Genomic DNA, 21,028 nt, shown 5'->3' with positions numbered 1-21,028 from the left:
GCCGGCGCAAGCAGCGTCAAGCACAATGCCATCACCCGTTTCCGGCGTGCTGCGCTGGATCAGGCTTACAGCGTCCTGATCGACGTGCTGATCGCCCGCGCACATTCCAGCGCCGCCGGCGCCAGGCGGCGTTCGGCTTCCTCGGGGGTCCAGCGGCTGGTGGGCGCCACCACGTGCACCGACGCCACCGGCCGCCCCTGGCTGTTGCGCACCACGGCCGCCACCGCCATGTCGCCGAGGAACAGTTCCTCGCTGTTGATCGCATAGCCCTTGCGGCGGATCTCGGCGATCTCGCCGAGGATGTCGTCCAGCGACGTACGGGTGAACTGGGTATGGCTGGCGATATCGCTCTGCTCCAGCAAGACCATGACCTCGTGGTCTTCCAGCGCGCTCAGGTAGACGCGCCCGGAGGCGGTGCAGTACATGGGGATGCGACTGCCGATCGGCAGGTGGATGGGGATGAACTTGGGGCCGACGAAGCGCGCGACGTAGAGCATGTCGCTGCGCACCGGCTCGGTGAGGTTGGTGGTCTCGCCCGTGGTCTGCGCCAGCTCGGCGAGAAACGGATTGGCGACGTCCACCAGGGTATCGGCGGCGAGGTAGTTGTAGCCGATTTCCATGACGTGAGGGGTCAGCTGGAAGCGCTTGGTGACCGGGTGCTTGCTCACGTAGCCGAGGGCTTCGAGGGTGTGGATCATCCGTTGCGCGGAGCTCTTGTTGATCCCGGCGGCCTCGGCCACCTCGGCAAGGTTCATGGTGCGATTGCGCGCATTGAAGGCGCGCAGCACGGCCAGGCCCTTCTCCAGGGACTGGTTGAACAGGCTGTTGTTATCGTTTTCGCTCATCTTTCGTCCTGAAACCGGGTTTTGAATATCGATAGTCGATACTTATAAATCTCTTTACGATTTATGTAAATCACATTATGGTGATTTCACTGCCTCCTGCCGCTCATGAGGCCATCCATAACGCACAACTATAAAAAACCGCGTCAAATGGGAGTAACCACCATGCATGCTCGCCTTCGTGTGTTTACCTGCGCCCTCGCCCTCGCGGCCAGCTGCGCCACCTCGCTGGTCGCTCAGGCCGAGACCTACAAGGTCGGCGCCACCGCCACCGGCATTCCCTTCACCTTCCTCGACGTCAAGAGCAACAGCATCCAGGGCATGATGGTCGACTCGGCCCAGGCCGTGGCCAAGGCCGCCGGCTTCGAAGTGGAGATCGCCCAGACCACCTTCGCCGCCCTGATCCCCTCGCTGACCGCGCGCAAGATCGACCTGATCTCCGCCGCCATGCTGCGCACCCCGGAGCGGGAAAAGGTCGTGCAGTATTCCGACCCGGTGTTCGAATACGGCGAGGGCCTGATCGTCAGCGACAGCGACGACAAGGCCTACACCAGCATGGATGACTTCAAGGGCGAAGTGGTCGGCGCCCAGGTCGGCACCATCTTCATCGACGAACTGAACAAGCGCGGCATCTTCAAGGAAGTGCGCGGCTACGACTCGCTGGCCGACCTGACCCGCGACCTGGCCCTGGGCCGGATCAAGGCCGGCTTCGGCGACCACCCGATCCTCGCCTACCAGATGTCCAGGGGCACCCTGAAGAAAGCGCGCCTGGTGGACAGCTACCAGCCGCAGATCAAGGGCCAGGTGTGCATCATCCTGCGCCAGGGCGACAGCGAAATGCTCAGCCGGGTCAACCAGGGCATCGCCAGCATCAAGGCCGACGGCACCCTGGCCGCGATCATCGACAAGTGGCACCTCGACTGACCCTCGCCCCTCGTGCGCCCCGCGCGGGCGCGCTTTCCTGATTCGCACTCACGGACCTATCCCATGTTTTTCCAGAACGCCCTGGACTTCCTGCCCATTCTCCTGAGTGGCGCGGTGGTCACCGTGCAGGTCACGATCGCCTCGTTCCTGCTCAGCTCGGTCATCGGCCTGGCCTTCGCCCTGATGATGGTGTCGAAGGTGCGCGCCGTCGCCCTGTTCGGCATCACCGTGGTCAACATCATCCGCGGCCTGCCGATCATCGTGCAGCTGTTCTACATCTACTTCGTCCTGCCGGAGTTCGGCGTGCAGCTCACGGCGCTGCAGGCCGGCATCATCGGCCTGGGCATCGCCTACTCGGCCTACCAGGCGGAGAACTTCCGCGCCGGTATCCAGGCCATCCAGCAAGGCCAGATCGAGGCCGCCGAATCCATCGGCATGCGCGGGCCGATGATCATGCGCCGGGTGGTCCTGCCCCAGGCGTTCCGCATCGCCCTGCCGCCCTATGGCAATACCCTGGTGATGATGCTCAAGGACTCGTCGCTGGTGTCCACCATCACCGTCGCGGAAATGACCCGCGCCGGCCAGCTGATCGCCTCCTCGACCTTCGAGAACATGACCGTCTACACCCTGGTGGCCCTGCTCTACCTGGCCCTGAGCCTGCCACTGTCGTATGCCCTGCGCCGCCTCGAAGCGCGGATCGCCACGAGGAAGAAGCCATGATCAGCATCAAGTCCCTGCACAAGAGCTACGGCAGCACCCGGGTGCTGGAAGGCATCGACCTGGACGTCGAGAGCGGCCAGGTGGTGTGCCTGATCGGCCCGTCCGGCTCGGGCAAGTCCACCCTGCTGCGCTGCATCAACGGCCTGGAAACCTACGAGGGTGGCGAGATCCTGGTGGGCAGCGAGCGGGTCGAGCGCAATGCCAGGACCATCCACGAGATCCGCACCCAGGTCGCCATGGTGTTCCAGCGCTTCAACCTGTTCCCCCACCGCACCGCGCTGCAGAACGTGATGGAAGGCCCGGTGTACGTGAAGAAGGAACACCCCGACGCGGCCCGCGAGCATGCCCGCGTCCTGCTGGAAAAGGTCGGTCTCAGCCATCGCATGGACGCCTATCCGGACGAGCTGTCCGGCGGCCAGCAACAACGGGTGGCCATCGCCCGCGCCCTGGCCATGCGGCCGAAGGCGATCCTCTTCGACGAACCCACCTCGGCCCTCGATCCCGAGCTGGTCGGCGAAGTGCTGACGGTGATGCGTACCCTCGCCGCCGAGGGCATGACCATGGTGGTGGTGACCCACGAGATGGGTTTCGCCCGCGAGGTCGCTGACAAGGTCTGCTTCCTGTATGGCGGGCGCATCGTCGAAGAAGGCGCGGCCAAGGACGTGCTCGGCGCACCGCGCCAGCCACGGACCCAGGAGTTCCTGCGGCGCCTGCTGAATACCGAAGGGGGCCAGGCATGAACATGCAACGGCTGCCCCTGCCACCGTCACTGTGGGCCGCGACCGCCATCGCCGCACCGCCGACGCCACCACTGCGGGAAAACCTGCGGGTCGACGTGGCCATTGTCGGCGCCGGCTACACCGGGCTGGTGACCGCCCTGCACCTGGCCCGTGGCGGGGCCCGGGTCTGCGTGCTGGATGCCGGCGAGCCCGGCTGGGGCGCGTCGGGACGCAATGGCGGGCAGGTGATTCCCGGGCTCAAGCACGACCCCGACGACCTGCGCAAGATGTTCGGCGCCGAGCAGGCCGAACGCCTGATCCACGTTGCCGGGCATGCCGCCGACGAGGTGTTCGAACTGATCGAGCGCTACGGCATCGACTGCGACGCCACGCACAAGGGCTGGATTCAACCGGCGGCCTCCCCCGCCGCCATGCGCGCCATCGAGCGTCGCGCCGAGCAATGGCGCCAGCACGGCGTGCCGGTGGAGATGCTCGACCAGGCCAGCGTCACCCGCCGCATCGGCAGCAACGACTACCTTGGTGCCTGGGTCGATCCCCGCGCCGGCAGCGTGCATCCCCTGAGCTATGCCCGTGGCCTGGCCCATGCGGCAATCGCCGAAGGCGTGCAGTTGCATGGGCACAACCGGGTCACTGACCTGCGCCGCGAAGACGGCCGCTGGCTGCTGACCACCCACCAGCAACAGCGGGTCCAGGCCGAGCATGTGGTGCTCGCCACCAATGGCTACACCGATAACCTCTGGCCCGACCTGCGCCAGACCGTGCTGGCGGCCAACAGCTTCATCGTCGCCACCCGACCGCTGCCGGAGGCATTGCGCCAGAGCGTGTTGCCCGGTGGCGAGGTGTGTTCCGACGCCCGCCGCCTGCTGCTGTACTTCAAGCAGGACGCCAGCGGCCGCTTGCTGCTCGGCGGGCGCGGCCCTTTCGCCGAGCCACGTTCGGCAGCGGACTGGCAGCACCTGCGGCGCTCGGTGCTGGGGCTGTTCCCGCAACTGGCCGGGGTCGAGTTCGAATACCAGTGGAGCGGCCGCGTCGCCCTGACCCAGGACTTCATGCCCCACCTGCACGAACCGGCGCCGAACCTGAGCATCCTGCTCGGCTACAACGGCCGCGGCATCGCCATGGCCAGCAGCCTCGGACGGCACCTGGCGCAGCGCCTGCTCGGCAAGGAGCGCGAGTTCCCGTTCCCGGTCACGCCCATCCGGCCCATTCCCTTCCACGGCCTGCAACGCCTGTACCTGGGCGTCGGCATCGCCTGGTATCGCTTGCTCGATGCCATTTCCTGAGGAGATTCACGATGCACCCGGTCGTATTGAAAGCCGTCGAAGAACAGCACTTCAGCCAATCCACGCCAGTGGCCCGGCCGGTCGGCGACCCCATCGCCCAGGCGCGCACGGCGAGCGAGTACAGCCTGCAAGGCGCAGCCGCCGAAACCGGGATCTGGGAATGCACGCCCGGCAGCTTTCGCCGGGGAGTGAAGGAAGCGGAGTACAGCTACATCATCAGCGGCGAAGGCAGCTTCACTCCTGATGGCGGGGAGCCTTTGGCGTTTCGCAGTGGCGATACGCTGTGTTTCCCGCCGGATAGCCAAGGCACCTGGACCATCCGCGAGACCGTGCGCAAGAGCTATGTGATCTTCACCCGGTGAGTGCGGCGCACAGCCGTCATTGGCTGTGCGCTGCGATGCATCAGTCAGCTTTCTGGATCAGGATCTGTGCCGTCCCCGTGTTGTTTTGACAGCCGTCATCGCCGATATAGGCGAAGAGATTGGCAGTCTGCGGCATGTCGACGACCGTTGGTTTGGCCGAAACCGTGGTGCCCCAGCGGGCGTTGCCCCAGCCGCCCTGCAAGAACACCGAGTCCGCCAGGCAGCCGCCCGACAGGTCGCCGTTCGAGCAACTCATGGTGTTCGATACCAGCGAAAAGACATAGCGACCGGCATCGAGCGGAATCTTCACCGCCGTGCCGTGGGCCGTCGGCCCGAACGGGCTGGAAATGCAGTTGGCGTTGGCGTCGATGGTGACGGAGGTCGCAGCCATGGCGGCCATGGGCGCTGCGAAGACGAGGGCTGCAGCGAGAAGCTTTGCGTACATGTTTCAAATCCTTTTGTAGATCATGGTTGATGCAATCGAACGGAACATCATGATTCCGGCGTCAGCCAGCGACCTGCGGCCGCATCGATGAGCCGGCGTTTTTCCAGGTGGTTGTCGCGACGACCACACTAACAGCATGGAATTGATTTGTTTCCTTAGAATGGCGGGGATATTTCCAAAGCAATTCAAGGATGACGATCAACCCATGTTCAAGAACGCCCAGCTGGAATCGGTCAAGGCCTGGATCAGCGACTCGGCGCACGCTGCCCAGTCCCTGCATGTGCGCATCCAGCGCGCCATTCGCCAGTTGATCCTCGACGGAGCATTGGCGGTCGGCAAGCCGTTGCCGGCCACTCGCCCGCTGGCTGCGTCCCTGGGCGTATCGCGGGATACGGTGGAGGCTGCCTACGGCCAGTTGCATGCCGAGGGTTTCATCGAGCGCAAGGTGGGCAGCGGCAGCTTCGTCTCGGAACGTACCCGGCCTCTGCCGAAGGGAAAACGCCAGCGAACGCAAGTCGACACCCAGCAGCCGGAACTGAGCCGCCGAGGCGCCGCGATGGTTCACGGCGGCGGCGTGGACAACTTCCAGTACCCTCGCCCCTTCGCGCCCGGGGTTGCCGAGACCCGCAGTTTTCCGCTGCAGACCTGGGAACGGCTGGAGCGCCAGGTGCTCCGGGAACATGGCACCCGGGCCTTGCTGCACAGCGCGCCGCAAGGCATGGAAAGCCTGCGCGGGGCGATCGCCGATTACCTCAACCTCGAACGTGGCGCCCACGCCTCGGCGGACCGGGTGCTCATCCTCACCAGTTCGCAGCAGGCCTTCAGCCTCTGCGCCAGCGTGCTGATGGACGCGGGTGAGCAGGTCTTCGTCGAAGACCCCATGTACCACGGCGCGCGCAAGGCCCTCCACGCCGCCGGCGTGGGCTGCGTGCCGGTGCCGGTCGACCGCGACGGCCTGCAGGTGGAAGGCCTGGCAGAACGGGCGGCGGATGCTCGGGCAGTGTTCCTCACCCCGTCGCACCAGTACCCCAGCGGTGCGACCCTGTCCCTCGACCGGCGCCTGGCCGTGATCGAGTGGGCCAGGCAGCAGCGCACCTGGATCGTCGAGGATGACTACGACAGCGAATTCCACTACGACGGCCGCCCCACCGCCTGCGTGCAGGGGCTCGATCCACATGAACGGACGATCTACATCGGCACCTTCACCAAGTCGCTGTTCCCTGGCCTGCGCATCGGCTACATGGTCCTGCCGCAGCGCCTGGTCGGCCCGATGACGGCGGCGCGCACCCTGCAGGACGGGCACACCGCCTCGCTGTCGCAACTGACCCTGGCACGCTTCATCGAGGGCGGCCATTTCGGCGCCCATGTGCGGACCATGCGCACGCTGTATGGCGAGCGCCGCAATGTCCTGGCGAAGCTGGTGGAGCAGCACCTGGCGGATTTCCTCGTACCTCATGTCCCTGCAGGAGGCATGCAGATGCCCTGTGTGCTGACCCGCCGCCTGGATGAGCAGGCCGTGGTGCATGCCGCCCGGGCGGTGGGCGTGGATCTTCTGGGAATGGGCAGCCTGTATGCGCTGCCGCGCAACGACCAGGGTTTCCTGATGGGATTCGCCGCCCATGCGCCGGCGGAGCTGGGCAGCGCCGTGCAAAAGCTGAAAAAGATACTGCGGAAAATGGTCTGAATACCCTTGTGAAAATGGCCGGTCATATCCAGCCATTCGGCGGCTATAAATCAGCCCCGAGCATGAATCGCCCGGCCTGTACCGTCCACACAAGGGATCATTGCAATGACCGTTGAACAACAGCCAATCACCATTCGCCCCCTGGCCCAGGGCGACCTGGAACAGTGGTGCATCTACTGGGAGCAGTACCAGCGCTTCTACAAGGTCGACCTCGGCACGGACATCACCCGCACCACCTGGGAACGCTTCTTCGACCCCGCGGAACCGCTGCACTGCGCCGTCGCCGCGGACGACGCGGGCATCTACGGTTTCGTCCACTACGTCTTCCACCGCTCCACTTGGGGCCGCAACGATTTCTGCTACCTCGAAGACCTGTTCGTCAGCCCGAGCGTGCGCGGGCGCATGATCGGCAAGCAGTTGATCGAGCACGTCCAGGGACAGGCGCGGGAGAAGGGCTGCGACCGGCTCTACTGGCATACCCAGGAAAGCAATCACACGGCGCAACGTCTGTATGACTGGCTCGCGGAGAAGCCGGGGGTGATCGAGTACCGGATGGGATTGAGCTGATACTGCCGCAAGCGCGGCCACGGTCCTCATCGGAGCGTGGCTGCGCCTGTGCGCACCTTCGCTCTAGAAATCCCCACGCAGGGTCAGCATGTAGCTGCGCGGTGCGCCATAGGTCGTCCCCCGCGTCCAGTACCCCGTCGAATCGAAGTACTTGCGATCCAGCAGGTTCTCGATATCCACGCCCACCGTCCAGTGCTGGTCGACCTTGTACGCCGCACGCGCGTCGAAGAGCGCCCGGCCACTGTTGCTCACGCCGTTGTAGGCATCGTAGTAGCTGTTTTGCGCCGACACGCCGCCACCGATGCTGACGCGGTTCCATTCCCCCGGCAGGGTGTAGTTGGTGTTCAGCCGCAACATATGTTTGGGGGTTTGCGCGGAAATCGGGCCACCGTCCGAGGAGCGGGTAGTGTTGAAGGTGTAGCCGGCCGCCACCTGCAGCCCCGGCAACAGCTCGCCGCTGGCCTCGGCTTCGAAGCCCTTGCTGCGGTTGATCCCGTCGCTGTTCACATAGCAGCGACCGGCAACGTCCTGCGGGCATTTGCCGGTGTTTTCGTAGTCGCGGGCGGCGACGTCTTCCTGCTCGATGTAGAACACCGCGAAGGATACGTTGAGGCGCTTGTCCAGCAGCTCGCCCTTGATCCCGGTCTCGTAGTTGGAGCCGATGGCCGGGTCGAGCATGCCGCCTGCTGCTGTACGGTAGCTGGCCTGGGGCATGAAGATGTCGGCGTAGCTGGCGTACAGCGACCAGGCATCGTCGAGGTCGTAGATCGCCCCCACGAACGGCGTGAACTCGTGGCGCTGCTCGTTGACGGTGATCCGTTCGCCGTCGTTGACCTCGGTCTTGTACCAGCTCAGTCGCCCACCGAGGACCAGGCTCAGGTCCTCGATCATGTGCAGGCGGGCATTGAGGTAGGTGCCGTAGCGAGTATCCCGGGTGTCTTCCTTGGCCGCCCAGTCAGGTCGCGCCGGCTCCGGGAAAAGATGGTGATCGGGATCGAACACGTTCAACGGCAGAGGGGTGGCCAGCTTCGCGGTGGTGTCCTTGTCGTTCATGTCGCGCCGCGACCAGTTGGCGCCCAGCGATACCTGGTGATTGAGGCCGAAGGCTTCGAAGTTGCCATCCAGGTGGCCATCGATGGCGTTGGCCGTGCTGTCGAACTTGTGGAAGCTGGTCCCGGAAATCATCGGCCCGGTGGGGCTGCCGTACTCCAGGGTGTCCTCCGCGCCCCACTCGATGGCACTGCGGTTGAAAGCGCTTTCCGAATGGGAGAAGGCCAGCTTGCTGCTCCAGTTTTCATTGAAGCGATGGCTCAGGTCGGCGAACACCTCGTCGGTGCGGGTCTGCAGCGTGGCCCAGTCCTGGCCGAGGAAGGTCGAGCGCTTGAGATGCGGGTTGCTGCCATCGGGATTGTTCGGCAGGCCCAGCACACTGTAGCCGTCGACCCGCGAGGTCTGCCGGCGAAGGCCCACGGCCACGGTGGTGGCGTCGCTCAGGTCGCCCTCGACGATGCCGTACAGCAACGGACGCTTGGAGGTGGTGACATCGATGAACGAACCGCGGTCCTCGTACGAGGCGACCATGCGCCCGCGCAGGGTGCCTTCGCTGTTCAGCTTGCCGCTGGCGTCGAGGTCGAGGCGGTAGTTGTCCCAGGAGCCGGCGCGGGTAGTGACGGAGAAACGTGGCTCGACGGTCGGTCGCTTGCGCACCAGGTTCACCGCTCCACCAGGGCCGCCCGCCCCCACCAGCAGCCCGGCGGCGCCACGCAGCACTTCGACACGGTCGAACACGGCCATGTCCGGAATCATCCAGCCGGTGTAGGCGAATGCCTGGCCGGACACGCCGTCGACCATGTAGCTGTCATCGGTCAGGTCGAAGCCGCGAGAGCTGAAATGGTTGTTGCCGTAGCCGCGGTTGGCACGGGTGATCCCGGGGGTCTGGGCCATCACCTGGTCGAGGGAGACGAGGTTCTTGTCGTCCATCAGCTTGCGGGTTACCACGGTCACCGACTGCGGCGTCTGGCGCAGGGATTGCGGGGTCTTGCCGATGGTCACCGCTCCGGTGGTGTAGGAGCCGCTGCCTTCGGTGGTCTCGCCCAGGCCGGTGCCGTTGACATTGGTCGCCCCCAGTTCCAGCGCGCCATCGACCGCCGGCACCACGCTGAACGTGCCGCTACCGGTGACGATGACCTGCAACCCCTTGCCCGCCAATGCTCGCTGCAAGGCCTGCTGCACGCTCATCTCACCGCGGATGGCCGGCGCCTGCTTGCCGGCGACCAGCGCGGGGTCGAGGGACATCACCTGACCGCCCTGGCGGGCGATGGCGTTGAGGGTTTGCGCCAGGCTGGCGGCGGGCAGGTCGAAGCGCTGCAACTGCTGCTGGGCAGCGCCTTCCGCCCGGGCGAAGGCAGTCGGCGCGGCGGCCAGGGCGATGGCGAGGGCAAGTGGCCAGGGTTTGAACAATTGGATTCTCCTGAATGTGTTGGCGTTGTCAGGAGAAAGGTGTGACGAGCGCAAGAAACCGGACACGAATGAGAAAAATTTTTACTTGCATCACCGTCAGGGCGCTTCGATCAGGGTCAGCCACGGTCCGAAACGCCGGATCCGGATCGGCTGGGTTTCCGCCAGCGCGGCCAGGGTGCGCTCGCTGTCGTCCAGCGGGAACACGCCCTGCACCCGCAGGTTGCGCACTTCCGGACTGACCCGGATGTAACCGGAGCGGTAAGGGCGCAAGGCGTCGACCAGGGTCGACAGCGGTTCGTCCAGCACGCTGAGGTGGCCTTCGACCCAGTCGGCGCGGTACGCCTGGCCCGCCGGCAGAGGATCGATATGCCCCAGGCGCAGCAGCGCGGCCTGGCCTTCGGACAGGTCGCGCTGCGCGCCATTGGCCAGGGACACGCGCACGGCGTGCTCCAGTACCACTACCCGCGTGCTGTCATCGGCGAGTTGCTCGACCAGGAAACGAGTGCCCAGGGCACGTATCTCCCCTTGGGCGGTGCGGACGATGAACGGCCGTGCAGGATCCGCAGCGACCTGGACCACCAGTGCTCCGCGGTACAGGCGCAGCAGGCGGCGTTCCGCAGACAACCGGATATCGACGGCGCTGCCGGCATTCAGGAACAGTTGGCTGCCGTCGCCCAGGGTCAGTTGGCGGCGCTCGCCAGTACCCGTCTTCAGATCGGCCATCAGGGTACGACCGCTGTCGCTACGTGCGCCGAGCCACAGCCCGCCGCCCAGAAGGCCGAGGCCAACCAGGCCGCGCAGCAGGTCACGGCGGGCGGTTTCCGGTTGCAACAGGGTGTCGCGCAAGCTTCCCGGCGCGCGGCGCACCACCTCATAGTGGCGCCCCATGCCCCGCTGCAACTGCGACCAGGCCGCCGCATTGGCGGGACTGCTGTCGAGCCACTGCTGAAACCGGGCCTGCTGGCGTGCATCGTCCGGGCCGGAGCACAGGCGCACCATCCAGGCGATGGCTTCCTCGGCGACCGGATCCAGCTCGGTGCGGCTCATGGCTGCGCTCCACTCAGGTAGCACTGGCGCAGCGCCACAGTCATGTAGCGCCCCACGGTTCGCACCGAAACATCCAGGCGCCGGGCGATTTCCGTGTAGCCCAGCCCATCGAGCTGGCTCATCAGGAAGGCCTTTTTCACCTCCAGCGGCAGGCCGGCCAGGCAGCGATCGATGGCATGCAGCGATTCCAGCAACAGGTGGGTTTCTTCCGGCGAAGGCGCCAGCTCCTCGGGCAACAGCATCAGCCGTTCCAGATAGGCCTGTTCCAGGCGGCGGCGGCGATGACGGTCGAAGATCAATCGACGGGCGATAGTGGAGAGATAGGCACGGGGTTGCTCGATGCTGTCCGGGTCGACGCGCGCACTGAGGATCTGGCAGAAAGCCTCGGCTGCAGTGTCCTCCGCATCCGCGCGATTGCTCAGGCGGCGCTGGATATGCTGGAGCAGCCAGCGATGGTGCTCGCTGAAGAAGAAACCCAGTTTGTTGGAATTGGAGGCGGGCACGGCGGCGGCGACCTGAAGCAAATGAGAAAGAGTCGCAATCTTATAGAGGTGATGTGGGGTCTCGCAATGCCCCGGAGAATCGGTAGGGCATCGAGATCACTGCGAGCGCTCGCCATGAATATCGCGCGTCTTGTGGCAATACGGCCTGAAGGGTCACGAATATGCCCTGGACCGCACCCCAGAAACGACAAAGCCCCTGAAACTTTGCAGTTTCAGGGGCTTTGACATGTATGGCGGAGAGATAGGGATTTGAACCCTAGGTACTGTTGCCAGTACAACGGATTTCGAATCCGTCCCGTTCGGCCACTCCGGCATCTCTCCAGTGGCGCGCATCATACCAGCACTTTTCCCAAAGGCGAAGCCTTTTGATGAAAAAAATCGCGTGCTTTCAGATGCTTGCGCGAACGTCCCGCCTTACAGCGGAACGCCCAGGCGTTTTGCGACTTCCTCGTAGGCTTCGATGACGTCACCGAGGCCCTGACGGAAGCGGTCCTTGTCCATCTTCTTGCGGGTTTCCTTGTCCCACAGACGGCAGCCGTCCGGGCTGAACTCGTCACCAAGGACGATCTCGCCGTGGAACACGCCGAACTCCAGCTTGAAGTCGACCAGCAGCAGGCCGGCGTCGTCGAACAGCTTGGTCAGCACTTCGTTGACCTTCAGCGACAGCGCCTTCATCTTCGCCAGTTGGTCAGCGGTGCCCCAGCCGAAAGCGACTACGTGGGACTCGTTGATGAACGGATCACCCTTCTCGTCGTTCTTCAGGAACAGCTCGAAGGTCGAAGGTTCCAGCTTGATGCCTTCCTCGACGCCCAGGCGCTTGACCAGGCTGCCGGCGGCATAGTTGCGCACCACGCACTCGACCGGAATCATGTCGAGCTTCTTGACCAGGCATTCGTTGTCGCCCAGCAGCTTGTCGAACTGGGTCGGGATGCCGGCTTCTTCAAGCTTCTGCATGATGAAGGCATTGAACTTGTTATTCACCATGCCCTTGCGATCGAGCTGTTCGATACGCTTGCCGTCGAACGCCGAGGTGTCGTTACGGAACAGCAGGATCAAGCGGTCAGCGTCGTCGGTCTTGTAAACCGACTTGGCTTTGCCGCGGTAGAGTTCTTCACGTTTTTCCATGATGGGCTCCGCTTGCTAAATGAGAGGGGCTAGACGATTTCGCGCCAGTCGAGCCCACAATCCTGGTTGGCCACTTGCAGCCAGTCCGGGTCGCACCCGAGGGTATCGACGAAACATTGCCGGGCCAGCTGTGGCAGGTTGTTCTTGCTGCTGAGATGGGCCAGCACCAGGTGCTGCAGGTTTTCCCATCCCAGTTCCGCCACCAGGTTCGCGGCCTGGTGGTTGTTCAGATGTCCGTAGTCGCCGCCGACCCGCTGCTTGAGAAAAACCGGGTAATGCCCGCGGGCAAGCAGGTCGCGACAATGGTTGGCTTCGATCATCAGGGCATCGAGGCCGCGGTAATGCTCCAGCAGCACCGCGTCGTAGCAGCCCAGGTCGGTCAGCACGCCAAGGCGCCGGCGACCGTCGCTGAACACATACTGCAGCGGTTCCAGCGCATCGTGGGTGACACCCACCGCCTTGATGCTCAGGGCACCCACGGCAAAGGTGTCGTTCGCCGCGAGAAACCCCGTCGCCTCCAGCGGCTTGCGCAGACCGCGCAAGGTGCCACGACTCAGGTACACCGGAACATTGTAGCGCCGTGCCAGCAGCCCCACCCCATGCACGTGGTCGGCATGTTCGTGGGTCACCAGCACGGCGCTCAGGCGGTCTGGCGCGAGACCGAGCCGCGCCAGGCGCCGCTCGGTTTCGCGCAGGGAAAAGCCGCAATCGACCAAGAGGTGCGTATCGCCACTGGAGACCAGCGTGCCATTTCCCTGGCTACCGCTTCCGAGAACCGCGAAGCGCACTTAACCCAGGTTGTCCTGGATGACGCTCAGCACGCGACGGGCCACGTCAGCCGGGGCCACGGTATTGATGTTCTTCTCGACGGTGACCTGGACGCTGTCACCGACCTTGCTCAGGCGAACCTGGTAGCGCTCGGCACGGGCTTCGATCTCTTCCTTGCTCGGCGCGCTGCCGAACAGGCGGCTGAAGAAGCCAGGCTCCTGGTTCTTCGGCTCGGCTTTCTCGGCCAGGTTGATGTAGTACAGGCCCAGGCTGCGGTTGATGTCCTCGACACGCCATTCGCCGTGCTCCAGGGCACGACCGACGCTGGACCAGGCACGATCGAGATCGGCGCCCAGGTTGAGTACCGGGTTGCCGCTGCCGTCCTCGCTCAGGCTGACGCGACTCGGCGCATCGAAATCACGGGCCGCGAGCAGCGACACCGAACCGCCCTTCTCGGCACTGCGGGTCATGCTGGCGAGCATCTCGTCGACCAGCACGGCGTCGACGCCGGTATTGCTGGAACGTGCCGGGAATTCCTGCTCGGCGCTGTCGCCGGCCTTGCGCTCGACGGTCACCACGTAGACTTCACTGGTGTTGCGCTGCACGCCCGGCTCGATCCGCACGCGGGCACGGATCTCGTCGTCACGGCTGCTGGCCGCGCCGCCGAGACGATCGGCCATGGAGGCGGAAAGCTCGTCGAAGCGCTGCCAGGTGGTGTTGAACTCGCCGGTCTGCGGACGCTCTTCGGCGATGCGGAAACCGTTGTCCTCGAAGAACTGCCGGGCCACCGGCCAGACTTCGGCCGGGGCGCGCTGGGCCAGGACCCAACGGGCGGCGCCGCTCTTCTGCAGGCTGAAATCGCTGGCCTCGGCGCTGGCGGCCAGGGGCAGCGGACGCGGAACCTCGAACTCGCCCTTGACGGTGTCGTCGGCGACGTTGCGTGGAATCGGCAGCAGTGGATCGAGACGCTTTACATTGCTCGCATCGGGCGGCAACTGCATCGGCGGAGTAGGATTCGCCTGCAGGTAGTCGCTGCCACGGTCACGGAAATACCCGTCTTCGCCCCACAACCAGCCGCAACCGCTGGTACTGGAAATGATCAGGGCAAGGGCGGAAAGACCAGCCAATCGCTTCATGCGGTGTACTTCCTCGATTAATACTGCACGCCAGCCTGGCGCAGGGCCTGGCGGACGGTGTCGTGACAGGAGTCGCTCAGCCAGGTCAGCGGCAGGCGGATTCCCTTGTGCATCAGGCCCATTTCCACGAGCGCCCATTTCACCGGAATCGGGTTGGCTTCGCAGAACAGGTGCTTGTGCAGCGGCATGAGTTTTTCGTTGATGGCCCGCGCGGTCTCGGCATCGCCACGCAGGGCGGCCTCGCACAGGTCGGCCATTTCACGCGGGGCGACGTTGGCAGTCACGGAGATGTTGCCCTTGCCGCCCAGAAGGATCAGTTCGACCGCGGTCGGATCGTCGCCGGACATGACGATGAAGTCGTCGCTGACGCCGTCGAGGATCGCCTTGGCGCGAGCCAGGTCGCCGGTGGCTTCCTTGATGCCGATGATGTTCGGCACGGTGGACAGGCGGATCACGGTCTCGGCCTGCATGTCGCAGGAGGTGCGGCCGGGTACGTTGTAGAGGATCTGCGGGATGTCGACGGCTTCGGCAATGTGCTTGAAGTGCTGGTACAGGCCTTCCTGGGTCGGCTTGTTGTAGTACGGCACCACCAGCAGGCAGGCATCGGCGCCGGCGTCCTTGGCGTTCTGGGTCAGGTGAACGGCTTCGCTGGTGGAGTTCGCGCCGGTGCCGGCGATGACCGGGATGCGGCCATTGACTTGCTTGACCACGAACTCGATGACCTTGATGTGCTCTTCGACATCGAGGGTCGCCGACTCGCCGGTGGTGCCGACGGCGACGATGGCATGGGTACCGTTCTGCAGGTGGAAGTCCACGAGTTTGCTGAGGCTGTCCCAGTCCAGACGCCCTTGTGCATCCATGGGTGTGACCAATGCCACCATACTGCCCGCAATCATGAAGCTGCTCCTGCCGGAAAAAGAGAGCGGTAATGGTACTGGCGCCATCGGGCTTGCACAAGCGACGCAGGCGCCCGGAGCATTCCCCTTCGCGGCCATTTTCGCTACCCTTCCTCCTTTGATCGGTACACAGCGGCCCGCCGGGCTGCCAACAATGCGTCCCGGCGGCGTCAGCCCCCTCGATCCAGAGCCCCTGGAGCCAGCTGAACCGTCTCTTTGCCGCGTCAGGTACCGACCGCTCATCGCTTTAGGAATGCTATGTCCACCCCCATCGTCCGCGAACAATTCCTTGTCGTCAGCGCCCTCGGCCCTAGCCCGATGGAGCTGACCAACATCCTCTGCCGCGCCAGCAACGACAGCCGCTGCTCGGTGGTGACCTCGCGCCTGACCCGCCACGGCGAGTGCAGTGCCCTGATCCTGCAGATCACCGGCAACTGGGACGCCCTGGCGCGCTTCGAAGGTTCGCTGCCGAGCCTGGCGAAGAAGCACGGTTTCATCGTCAATGTGGTGCGCAGCAGCGAACTGGAAGTTCGCCCGCTGTCGCTGCCCTATGTCGCCTACGTCAGCGCCGCGTACCGCCCGGACATCATCAACGAGCTGTGCCAGTTCTTCATCGACCACCGCGTCGAACTGGAGAACCTGACCTGCGACACCTACCAGGCCCCGCAGACCGGCGGCACCATGCTCAATGCCACCTTCACCGTCACGCTGCCCGCCGGCACCCAGATCAGCTGGTTGCGCGACCAGTTCCTGGACTTCGCCGACGCGCTCAACCTGGACGCGCTGATCGAACCCTGGCGTCCACAGAACCCGATGTAAGGAACCCGTCCCATGGCCGTTGAACTCGACAAACCCGTCGCCGACTTCCAGGCCCAGGCCACCAGTGGCCAGCAGGTCAGCCTCGCCGACCTGAAGGGTCGCCAGGTCGTGCTGTACTTCTATCCGAAGGACAGCACCCCGGGCTGCACCACCGAAGGCGGCGATTTCCGCGACCAGTACGCTGCCTTCCAGGCCGCAGGAACCGAGGTGTTCGGCGTGTCCCGCGACGGCATCAAGTCCCACGAGAACTTCAAGGCCAAGCAGGGCTTCCCCTTCGAGCTGATCAGCGACAAGGACGAAAGCATCTGCCAGCTGTTCGACGTCATCAAGCTGAAGAAGCTGTATGGCAAGGAGTACATGGGCGTCGACCGCAGCACCTTCCTGATCGACAAGGCTGGCGTGCTGCGCAAGGAATGGCGTGGCGTGAAGGTGCCGGGCCATGTCGCCGCGGTACTGGCCGCAGCCGAAGAACTGAACAAGGCTTGAAACGAAGACGGGACAGGTCGTGACCTGTCCCGTCTTGCGCTACAGCAGCGGCGCCACCTGTGGCTCGCGTCGCGGCCAGGCATCCAGCACCGCCTTGAACAGCGTCGCCAGCGGAATGGCGAAGAAGATCCCCCAGAAGCCCCAGAGCCCGCCGAACAGCAGCACCGCGCAGATGATCGCCACCGGGTGCAGGCTCACCGCCTCCGAGAACAGCAGCGGCACCAGCACGTTGCCATCCAGCGCCTGGATGATCGCGTAGACCGCCATCAGGTAGATGAACTGGTCGCCCCAGCCCCACTGGAACAGGGCGATCAGGGTTACCGGCACGGTCACCACCACCGCCCCCACGTAGGGCACCACCACCGACAGCCCCACCAACAGCGCCAGCAAGGCCGCGTAGTTCAGCCCGAGGGCGACGAACGCGATGTAGGTCGCCACGCCACAGATCAGGATCTCGATGCCCTTGCCGCGAATGTAGTTGGCGATCTGCCGGTTCATTTCCTCGGCGACCCGGGTCATCAGCGCGCGCTCCTGCGGCAGATAGCCGCTGACCCAGCGGGCGATGGTCTCGCGGTCCTTGAGGAAGAAGAACACCAGGATCGGCACCAGCACGAGGTAGATCATCACGCTGACCAGCAGCGGCAGACTGGACAGGGAGAAGGTCAGCGCCCACTGGCCGAACTTGCCGATCTCGCCGCGCATGGCCTCGATGGCCTGCAGCACCTGGTCGTCCGAGACCAGGTGCGGATAGCGCTCCGGCAGCAACAGGAGCAACGACTGCCACTTGCCGAGCATGCCCGGCAGTTCGTTGAACAGGGTGATCAACTGGTGCCAGAGCAACGGCACCAGCACCAGCAGGAACACCGCCAGCGCGCCCATGAACAGCATGAAGACCAGCCCCACCGCGACCTTGCTCGGTACCCGCAGCCGTTCGAGGGCGTTGACCAGTCCCTGCATCAGGAAGGCCAGGACCATGCCCGCCAGCACCGGCGCGAGCATGCCGCCGAGCGTCAGGACGGCAGTGAAGCCGAGGAACAGCAGGACTGCCAGCACCACGGCTTCCTCGTCGGAGAAATAGCGGTGCAGCCAACTGCGAAGCACTTTGAACATCGGGGATTCCTGGAAAACGGGTCAGGCCTTCTTCAGCCAGTAGGTATAGGTGCCGCCCTCGGCGGTATCGAGCAGCAGCGTATGACCGGCGAGCTGGGCGAAAGTGCGGAAGTCGCGTTGCGAGCCGGCATCGGTGGCGATCACCTTGAGCACCGCGCCGGAAGCCAGGCGATTGAGTTCCAGCTTGGCCTTGAGTAGCGGCAGCGGGCAGTTAAGGCCACTGGCGTCCAGTTCGGCGTCGTGGTGCAGGGTGTCGGTCATTGCAACTCTCCAGAAAAACCGGTGTGCCAGAAAGCCCTGGCGTACGGCGCACGCAAGCCTCGCAGAATACCGCCACTGGTCGCAACCGTGCGAGGCGGCTACAGTAAGGCTCTTTGCCGACCAGAGCTCCGTGCATGAATGTTCTGCGCCCTACCCTGCTGACACTGGCCTGCCTGCTTGCGCTTCCGAGCCATGCCGACGACCTGCCGTCACTCGGCGACGCCAGCTCCGCGATTGTCTCGCCCCAACAGGAACACCAGCTCGGCCGGGCCTGGCTGAGCCTGCTGCGCGGCAACGTCGGCCAGCTGTCCGACCCGCAGCTCAAGGACTATGTCGAAACCAGCGTCTACCGCCTTGCCGAAACCAGCCAGCTGCAGGATCGCCGCCTGGAATTCATCCTGATCAACAGCCCCGACCTCAACGCCTTCGCCGCCCCGGGCGGGATCGTCGGGGTCAACGGTGGCCTGTTCCTCAACGCACAGACCGAAGGCGAGTACGCCTCGGTACTCGCTCACGAACTGGCGCACTTGTCGCAACGCCACTTCGCTCGCGGCGTCGAGGCTCAACAACGCATGCAACTGCCGATGATGGCGGCACTGCTCGCCGGTATCGTGGTCGCCGCGTCCGGTGCCGGCGACGCCGGTATCGCTGCCATCGCCGGCACCCAGGCCGCGGCGATCCAGGAACAACGGCGCTTCTCCCGGCAGAACGAACAGGAGGCCGACCGCATCGGTATCCAGAACCTGGAAAAGGCCGGCTACGACCCGCGCAACATGCCGACCATGTTCGAGCGGCTGATGCGCCAGTACCGCTTCGACGCCAAGCCGCCGGAATTCCTCCTGACCCACCCGGTCACCGAGTCGCGTATCGCCGACACCCGCAACCGAGCGGAACAGGCGCCAGCGGGTGGTACCGAGGACAGCCTGCGCTACCAGTTGATGCGCGCGCGGGTGCAACTTTTCTATGAAGGCACCCCGGGCCTTGCGGCCAAGCGCTTCCGTGCCCTGCTGGACGAAAACCCGAAACTCGATGCCGCCCGCTACGGCCTCGCCCTGGCGCAGATCAAGGGCGGCCAGCTCAACGAAGCACGGGAAAACCTCAAGCCGCTGCTGGCCAAGGCACCGAACGACATCACCTACAACCTGACCCAGATCGACCTGGACATCACCAACAACCGCCTGGCCGATGCCCAGCAACGGGTCGACAAGATGCGCCAGCTTTACCCTGGCAACTATCCACTGCAACAAGTGGCGGCCGACCTGCTGCTCAAGCAAAACAAGCCGGCCGAGGCGGAGAAGGCCCTGGAAGCCTTGGTGAAGAAGCGCGGGGACGATCCGGATGTCTGGTACGACCTGGCCGAGGCCCGCGGACTGTCCGGCAATACCATCGGCCTGCACCAGGCCCGCGCCGAGTTCTTCGCCCTGACCGGTGATTTCGACCAGGCACTGCAGCAGCTGGATTACGCCAAGCGGCGCGCCGGCAACAACTTCCAGCTGGCCTCGCGGATCGATGCACGGCAGCGGGACATGCTGGATCAGCAGCGGATGGTCAAGGACATGATGCGCTGACCCTGATTCCCACAGGGGCCGCGCCGCTTTCAAGAGCGCCGCCGTACCTGTGGGAGCTGGTTTGCCAGCGATTGTTTCAGGCGTTGCCGGAAAGCTTCAAACGCGCTGCCGCCGTGAAGTCCAGCATGCGCTGCAACGGTTTGATCGCCTGCGGCACCAGGGCCGGCTCGACGAAGATCTCGTTGGTGCCTTCCTGCAGGCACTGCAGGGTGCGTTCCAGGGTGTTCATCGCCATCCACGGACAGTGCGCACAGCTGCGGCAGGTTGCGCCGTTACCGGCGGTCGGGGCCTCGATGAACTCCTTGTCCGGGCACAGCTGCTGCATCTTGTAGAAGATGCCGCGATCGGTAGCGACCACGAAGCGCTTGTTCGGCATGCGCTGCGCTGCGGCGATCAGCTGGCTGGTGGAACCTACCGCGTCGGCCAGTTCGATCACCGCCTCCGGCGACTCCGGATGCACCAGGATCGCGGCGTCCGGGTAGAGCGCCTTGATATCGGCCAGTTGCCGCGACTTGAACTCTTCGTGAACGATGCAGGCACCGTCCCACATCAGCATGTCGGCACCGGTCTGCTTCTGGATGTAGCGTCCCAGGTGCTGGTCCGGCCCCCAGATGAAGGTCTCGCCGTTGTCCATCAGGCTCTCGACGATTTCCAGCGCGCAACTGGAGGTCACCACCCAGTCGGCACGCGCCTTCACCGCCGCCGAGGTGTTGGCGTAGACCACCACGGTGCGCTCCGGGTGCTTGTCGCAGAACGCCGAGAACTCCTCCACCGGGCAACCCAGGTCGAGGGAGCAAGTGGCTTCGAGGGTCGGCATCAGCACGCGTTTTTCCGGGGTGAGGATCTTCGCGGTCTCGCCCATGAAGCGCACCCCCGCCACCAACACGGTACTGGCCGGATGGTTCTTGCCGAAGCGGGCCATCTCCAGGGAGTCGGCCACGCAGCCGCCGGTCTCTTCAGCCAGCGCCTGGATCACCGGATCGCAATAGTAGTGGGCGACCAGCACCGCATCCCGCGCCTTCAGCTCGGCGGCGATGGCGGCACGGTATTCGGCCTCTTGTTCAGGCGTGAGGGGCTTGGGCTGCTTGGCGTCCAGGTGAGCCTGGACCAGAAGGCGTTCGGAAATCTGCGTCATGTTCGCAAGACCTGCAGGCGCTGATGCGCGTAAGTCGAGTGTATCATCGGGCACGGACAACTCGGGTAACAGCTCAGCCCTTGCCAGGGTGGCAAAAGTCCGCTGCGACCTCGGTTTATGAGACGCCGAAGGCTACAGCCAATCGGA

The 21,028-nt window shown here is 64.7% G+C and carries 22 protein-coding genes and 1 tRNA gene; 10 read left to right on the top strand and 13 right to left on the bottom strand.

Going from position 1 to position 21,028, the window contains the following annotated elements:
- Positions 1–65: 65 nt before the first annotated feature.
- Positions 66–845, bottom strand: a complete 780-nt coding sequence (locus V0R59_RS23040; RefSeq protein WP_330077107.1) for an IclR family transcriptional regulator — start codon at positions 843–845, stop codon at positions 66–68.
- A 162-nt stretch (positions 846–1,007) separates the two neighbouring features.
- Here V0R59_RS23040 and V0R59_RS23035 point away from each other — a divergent pair, with 162 nt between their 5' ends.
- From V0R59_RS23035 to V0R59_RS23015, 5 genes are all read left to right on the top strand, one after another.
- On the top strand, positions 1,008–1,766 hold the full coding sequence (locus V0R59_RS23035) for an ABC transporter substrate-binding protein (RefSeq protein WP_330077106.1): 759 nt from the start codon (positions 1,008–1,010) through the stop codon (positions 1,764–1,766).
- A 63-nt stretch (positions 1,767–1,829) separates the two neighbouring features.
- Complete coding sequence (locus tag V0R59_RS23030; RefSeq protein WP_330077105.1) at positions 1,830–2,486, top strand: amino acid ABC transporter permease; 657 nt, start codon at positions 1,830–1,832, stop codon at positions 2,484–2,486.
- Positions 2,483–3,226, top strand: coding sequence for an amino acid ABC transporter ATP-binding protein (locus V0R59_RS23025; protein WP_330077104.1), 744 nt, complete (start codon positions 2,483–2,485; stop codon positions 3,224–3,226). Before V0R59_RS23030 ends, V0R59_RS23025 begins: the two co-directional genes overlap by 4 nt.
- Positions 3,223–4,509: an NAD(P)/FAD-dependent oxidoreductase gene (locus V0R59_RS23020; RefSeq protein WP_330077103.1), complete on the top strand. Its 1,287-nt coding sequence runs from the start codon at positions 3,223–3,225 to the stop codon at positions 4,507–4,509. Before V0R59_RS23025 ends, V0R59_RS23020 begins: the two co-directional genes overlap by 4 nt.
- Positions 4,510–4,520: 11 nt before the next feature.
- On the top strand, positions 4,521–4,871 hold the full coding sequence (locus tag V0R59_RS23015; RefSeq protein ID WP_330077102.1) for a cupin domain-containing protein: 351 nt from the start codon (positions 4,521–4,523) through the stop codon (positions 4,869–4,871).
- 40 nt (positions 4,872–4,911) lie between these two features.
- Here the strand turns inward: V0R59_RS23015 and V0R59_RS23010 are convergent, their stop codons facing one another.
- Complete coding sequence (locus V0R59_RS23010; RefSeq protein WP_330077101.1) at positions 4,912–5,316, bottom strand: hypothetical protein; 405 nt, start codon at positions 5,314–5,316, stop codon at positions 4,912–4,914.
- A 205-nt stretch (positions 5,317–5,521) separates the two neighbouring features.
- Between V0R59_RS23010 and pdxR the strand changes: the two genes are divergently transcribed.
- Positions 5,522–7,000 (top strand): MocR-like pyridoxine biosynthesis transcription factor PdxR, encoded by a 1,479-nt coding sequence (gene pdxR / locus V0R59_RS23005; protein WP_330077100.1) that lies wholly within the window; start codon positions 5,522–5,524, stop codon positions 6,998–7,000.
- 105 nt (positions 7,001–7,105) lie between these two features.
- On the top strand, positions 7,106–7,567 hold the full coding sequence (locus V0R59_RS23000) for a GNAT family N-acetyltransferase (protein WP_330077099.1): 462 nt from the start codon (positions 7,106–7,108) through the stop codon (positions 7,565–7,567).
- 63 nt (positions 7,568–7,630) lie between these two features.
- Here the strand turns inward: V0R59_RS23000 and V0R59_RS22995 are convergent, their stop codons facing one another.
- The 8 genes from V0R59_RS22995 to dapA form a co-directional block, all read right to left on the bottom strand.
- On the bottom strand, positions 7,631–10,027 hold the full coding sequence (locus V0R59_RS22995) for a TonB-dependent siderophore receptor (RefSeq protein ID WP_330077098.1): 2,397 nt from the start codon (positions 10,025–10,027) through the stop codon (positions 7,631–7,633).
- A 96-nt stretch (positions 10,028–10,123) separates the two neighbouring features.
- A complete protein-coding gene (locus V0R59_RS22990) occupies positions 10,124–11,074 on the bottom strand; it encodes a FecR family protein (protein WP_330077097.1) in 951 nt (316 codons plus the stop codon).
- Positions 11,071–11,577, bottom strand: coding sequence for a sigma-70 family RNA polymerase sigma factor (locus V0R59_RS22985; RefSeq protein WP_330077096.1), 507 nt, complete (start codon positions 11,575–11,577; stop codon positions 11,071–11,073). Before V0R59_RS22985 ends, V0R59_RS22990 begins: the two co-directional genes overlap by 4 nt.
- A 231-nt stretch (positions 11,578–11,808) precedes the next feature.
- Positions 11,809–11,898: transfer RNA gene (locus V0R59_RS22980), tRNA-Ser, on the bottom strand.
- Positions 11,899–11,991: 93 nt separating this feature from the next.
- The gene (purC, locus tag V0R59_RS22975) at positions 11,992–12,702 is read right to left on the bottom strand and encodes a phosphoribosylaminoimidazolesuccinocarboxamide synthase (RefSeq protein WP_316920770.1); all 711 of its coding nucleotides are present in this window, start codon (positions 12,700–12,702) and stop codon (positions 11,992–11,994) included.
- Positions 12,703–12,731: 29 nt separating this feature from the next.
- On the bottom strand, positions 12,732–13,490 hold the full coding sequence (locus V0R59_RS22970) for an MBL fold metallo-hydrolase (RefSeq protein WP_330077095.1): 759 nt from the start codon (positions 13,488–13,490) through the stop codon (positions 12,732–12,734).
- Positions 13,491–14,606 carry an outer membrane protein assembly factor BamC gene (gene bamC, locus V0R59_RS22965; protein WP_330077094.1) on the bottom strand — a complete coding sequence of 372 codons (1,116 nt, stop codon included), beginning with the start codon at positions 14,604–14,606 and terminating at the stop codon, positions 13,491–13,493. It lies immediately after the preceding gene.
- Positions 14,607–14,623: 17 nt separating this feature from the next.
- Complete coding sequence (dapA, locus tag V0R59_RS22960; protein WP_330077093.1) at positions 14,624–15,502, bottom strand: 4-hydroxy-tetrahydrodipicolinate synthase; 879 nt, start codon at positions 15,500–15,502, stop codon at positions 14,624–14,626.
- A gap of 258 nt (positions 15,503–15,760) precedes the next feature.
- On the opposite strand from dapA, the gene V0R59_RS22955 reads away from it, so the two are divergent.
- Both V0R59_RS22955 and V0R59_RS22950 read left to right on the top strand, forming a co-directional pair.
- Positions 15,761–16,321, top strand: a complete 561-nt coding sequence (locus tag V0R59_RS22955) for a glycine cleavage system protein R (RefSeq protein WP_330077092.1) — start codon at positions 15,761–15,763, stop codon at positions 16,319–16,321.
- A 12-nt stretch (positions 16,322–16,333) separates the two neighbouring features.
- Positions 16,334–16,807, top strand: a complete 474-nt coding sequence (locus V0R59_RS22950) for a peroxiredoxin (RefSeq protein WP_330077091.1) — start codon at positions 16,334–16,336, stop codon at positions 16,805–16,807.
- A gap of 39 nt (positions 16,808–16,846) precedes the next feature.
- On the opposite strand, the gene V0R59_RS22945 is transcribed toward V0R59_RS22950, so the two are convergent.
- A complete protein-coding gene (locus V0R59_RS22945) occupies positions 16,847–17,917 on the bottom strand; it encodes an AI-2E family transporter (protein WP_330077090.1) in 1,071 nt (356 codons plus the stop codon).
- Between the two features lie 21 nt (positions 17,918–17,938).
- The gene (locus V0R59_RS22940; protein WP_330077089.1) at positions 17,939–18,178 is read right to left on the bottom strand and encodes a sulfurtransferase TusA family protein; all 240 of its coding nucleotides are present in this window, start codon (positions 18,176–18,178) and stop codon (positions 17,939–17,941) included.
- A 134-nt stretch (positions 18,179–18,312) separates the two neighbouring features.
- On the opposite strand from V0R59_RS22940, the gene V0R59_RS22935 reads away from it, so the two are divergent.
- Entirely contained in the window at positions 18,313–19,746 is a 1,434-nt protein-coding gene (locus V0R59_RS22935) for a M48 family metalloprotease (protein ID WP_330077088.1), read from the top strand.
- A 76-nt stretch (positions 19,747–19,822) separates the two neighbouring features.
- On the opposite strand, the gene nadA is transcribed toward V0R59_RS22935, so the two are convergent.
- A complete protein-coding gene (gene nadA / locus V0R59_RS22930; RefSeq protein ID WP_330077087.1) occupies positions 19,823–20,881 on the bottom strand; it encodes a quinolinate synthase NadA in 1,059 nt (352 codons plus the stop codon).
- Positions 20,882–21,028 lie beyond the last annotated feature (147 nt).

Origin of the sequence: Pseudomonas ulcerans, from assembly GCF_036324125.1 — a bacterium.
Classification (GTDB): Bacteria; Pseudomonadota; Gammaproteobacteria; order Pseudomonadales; family Pseudomonadaceae; genus Aquipseudomonas; species Aquipseudomonas ulcerans.
This window is presented reverse-complemented; position numbering and strand designations above follow the sequence as displayed.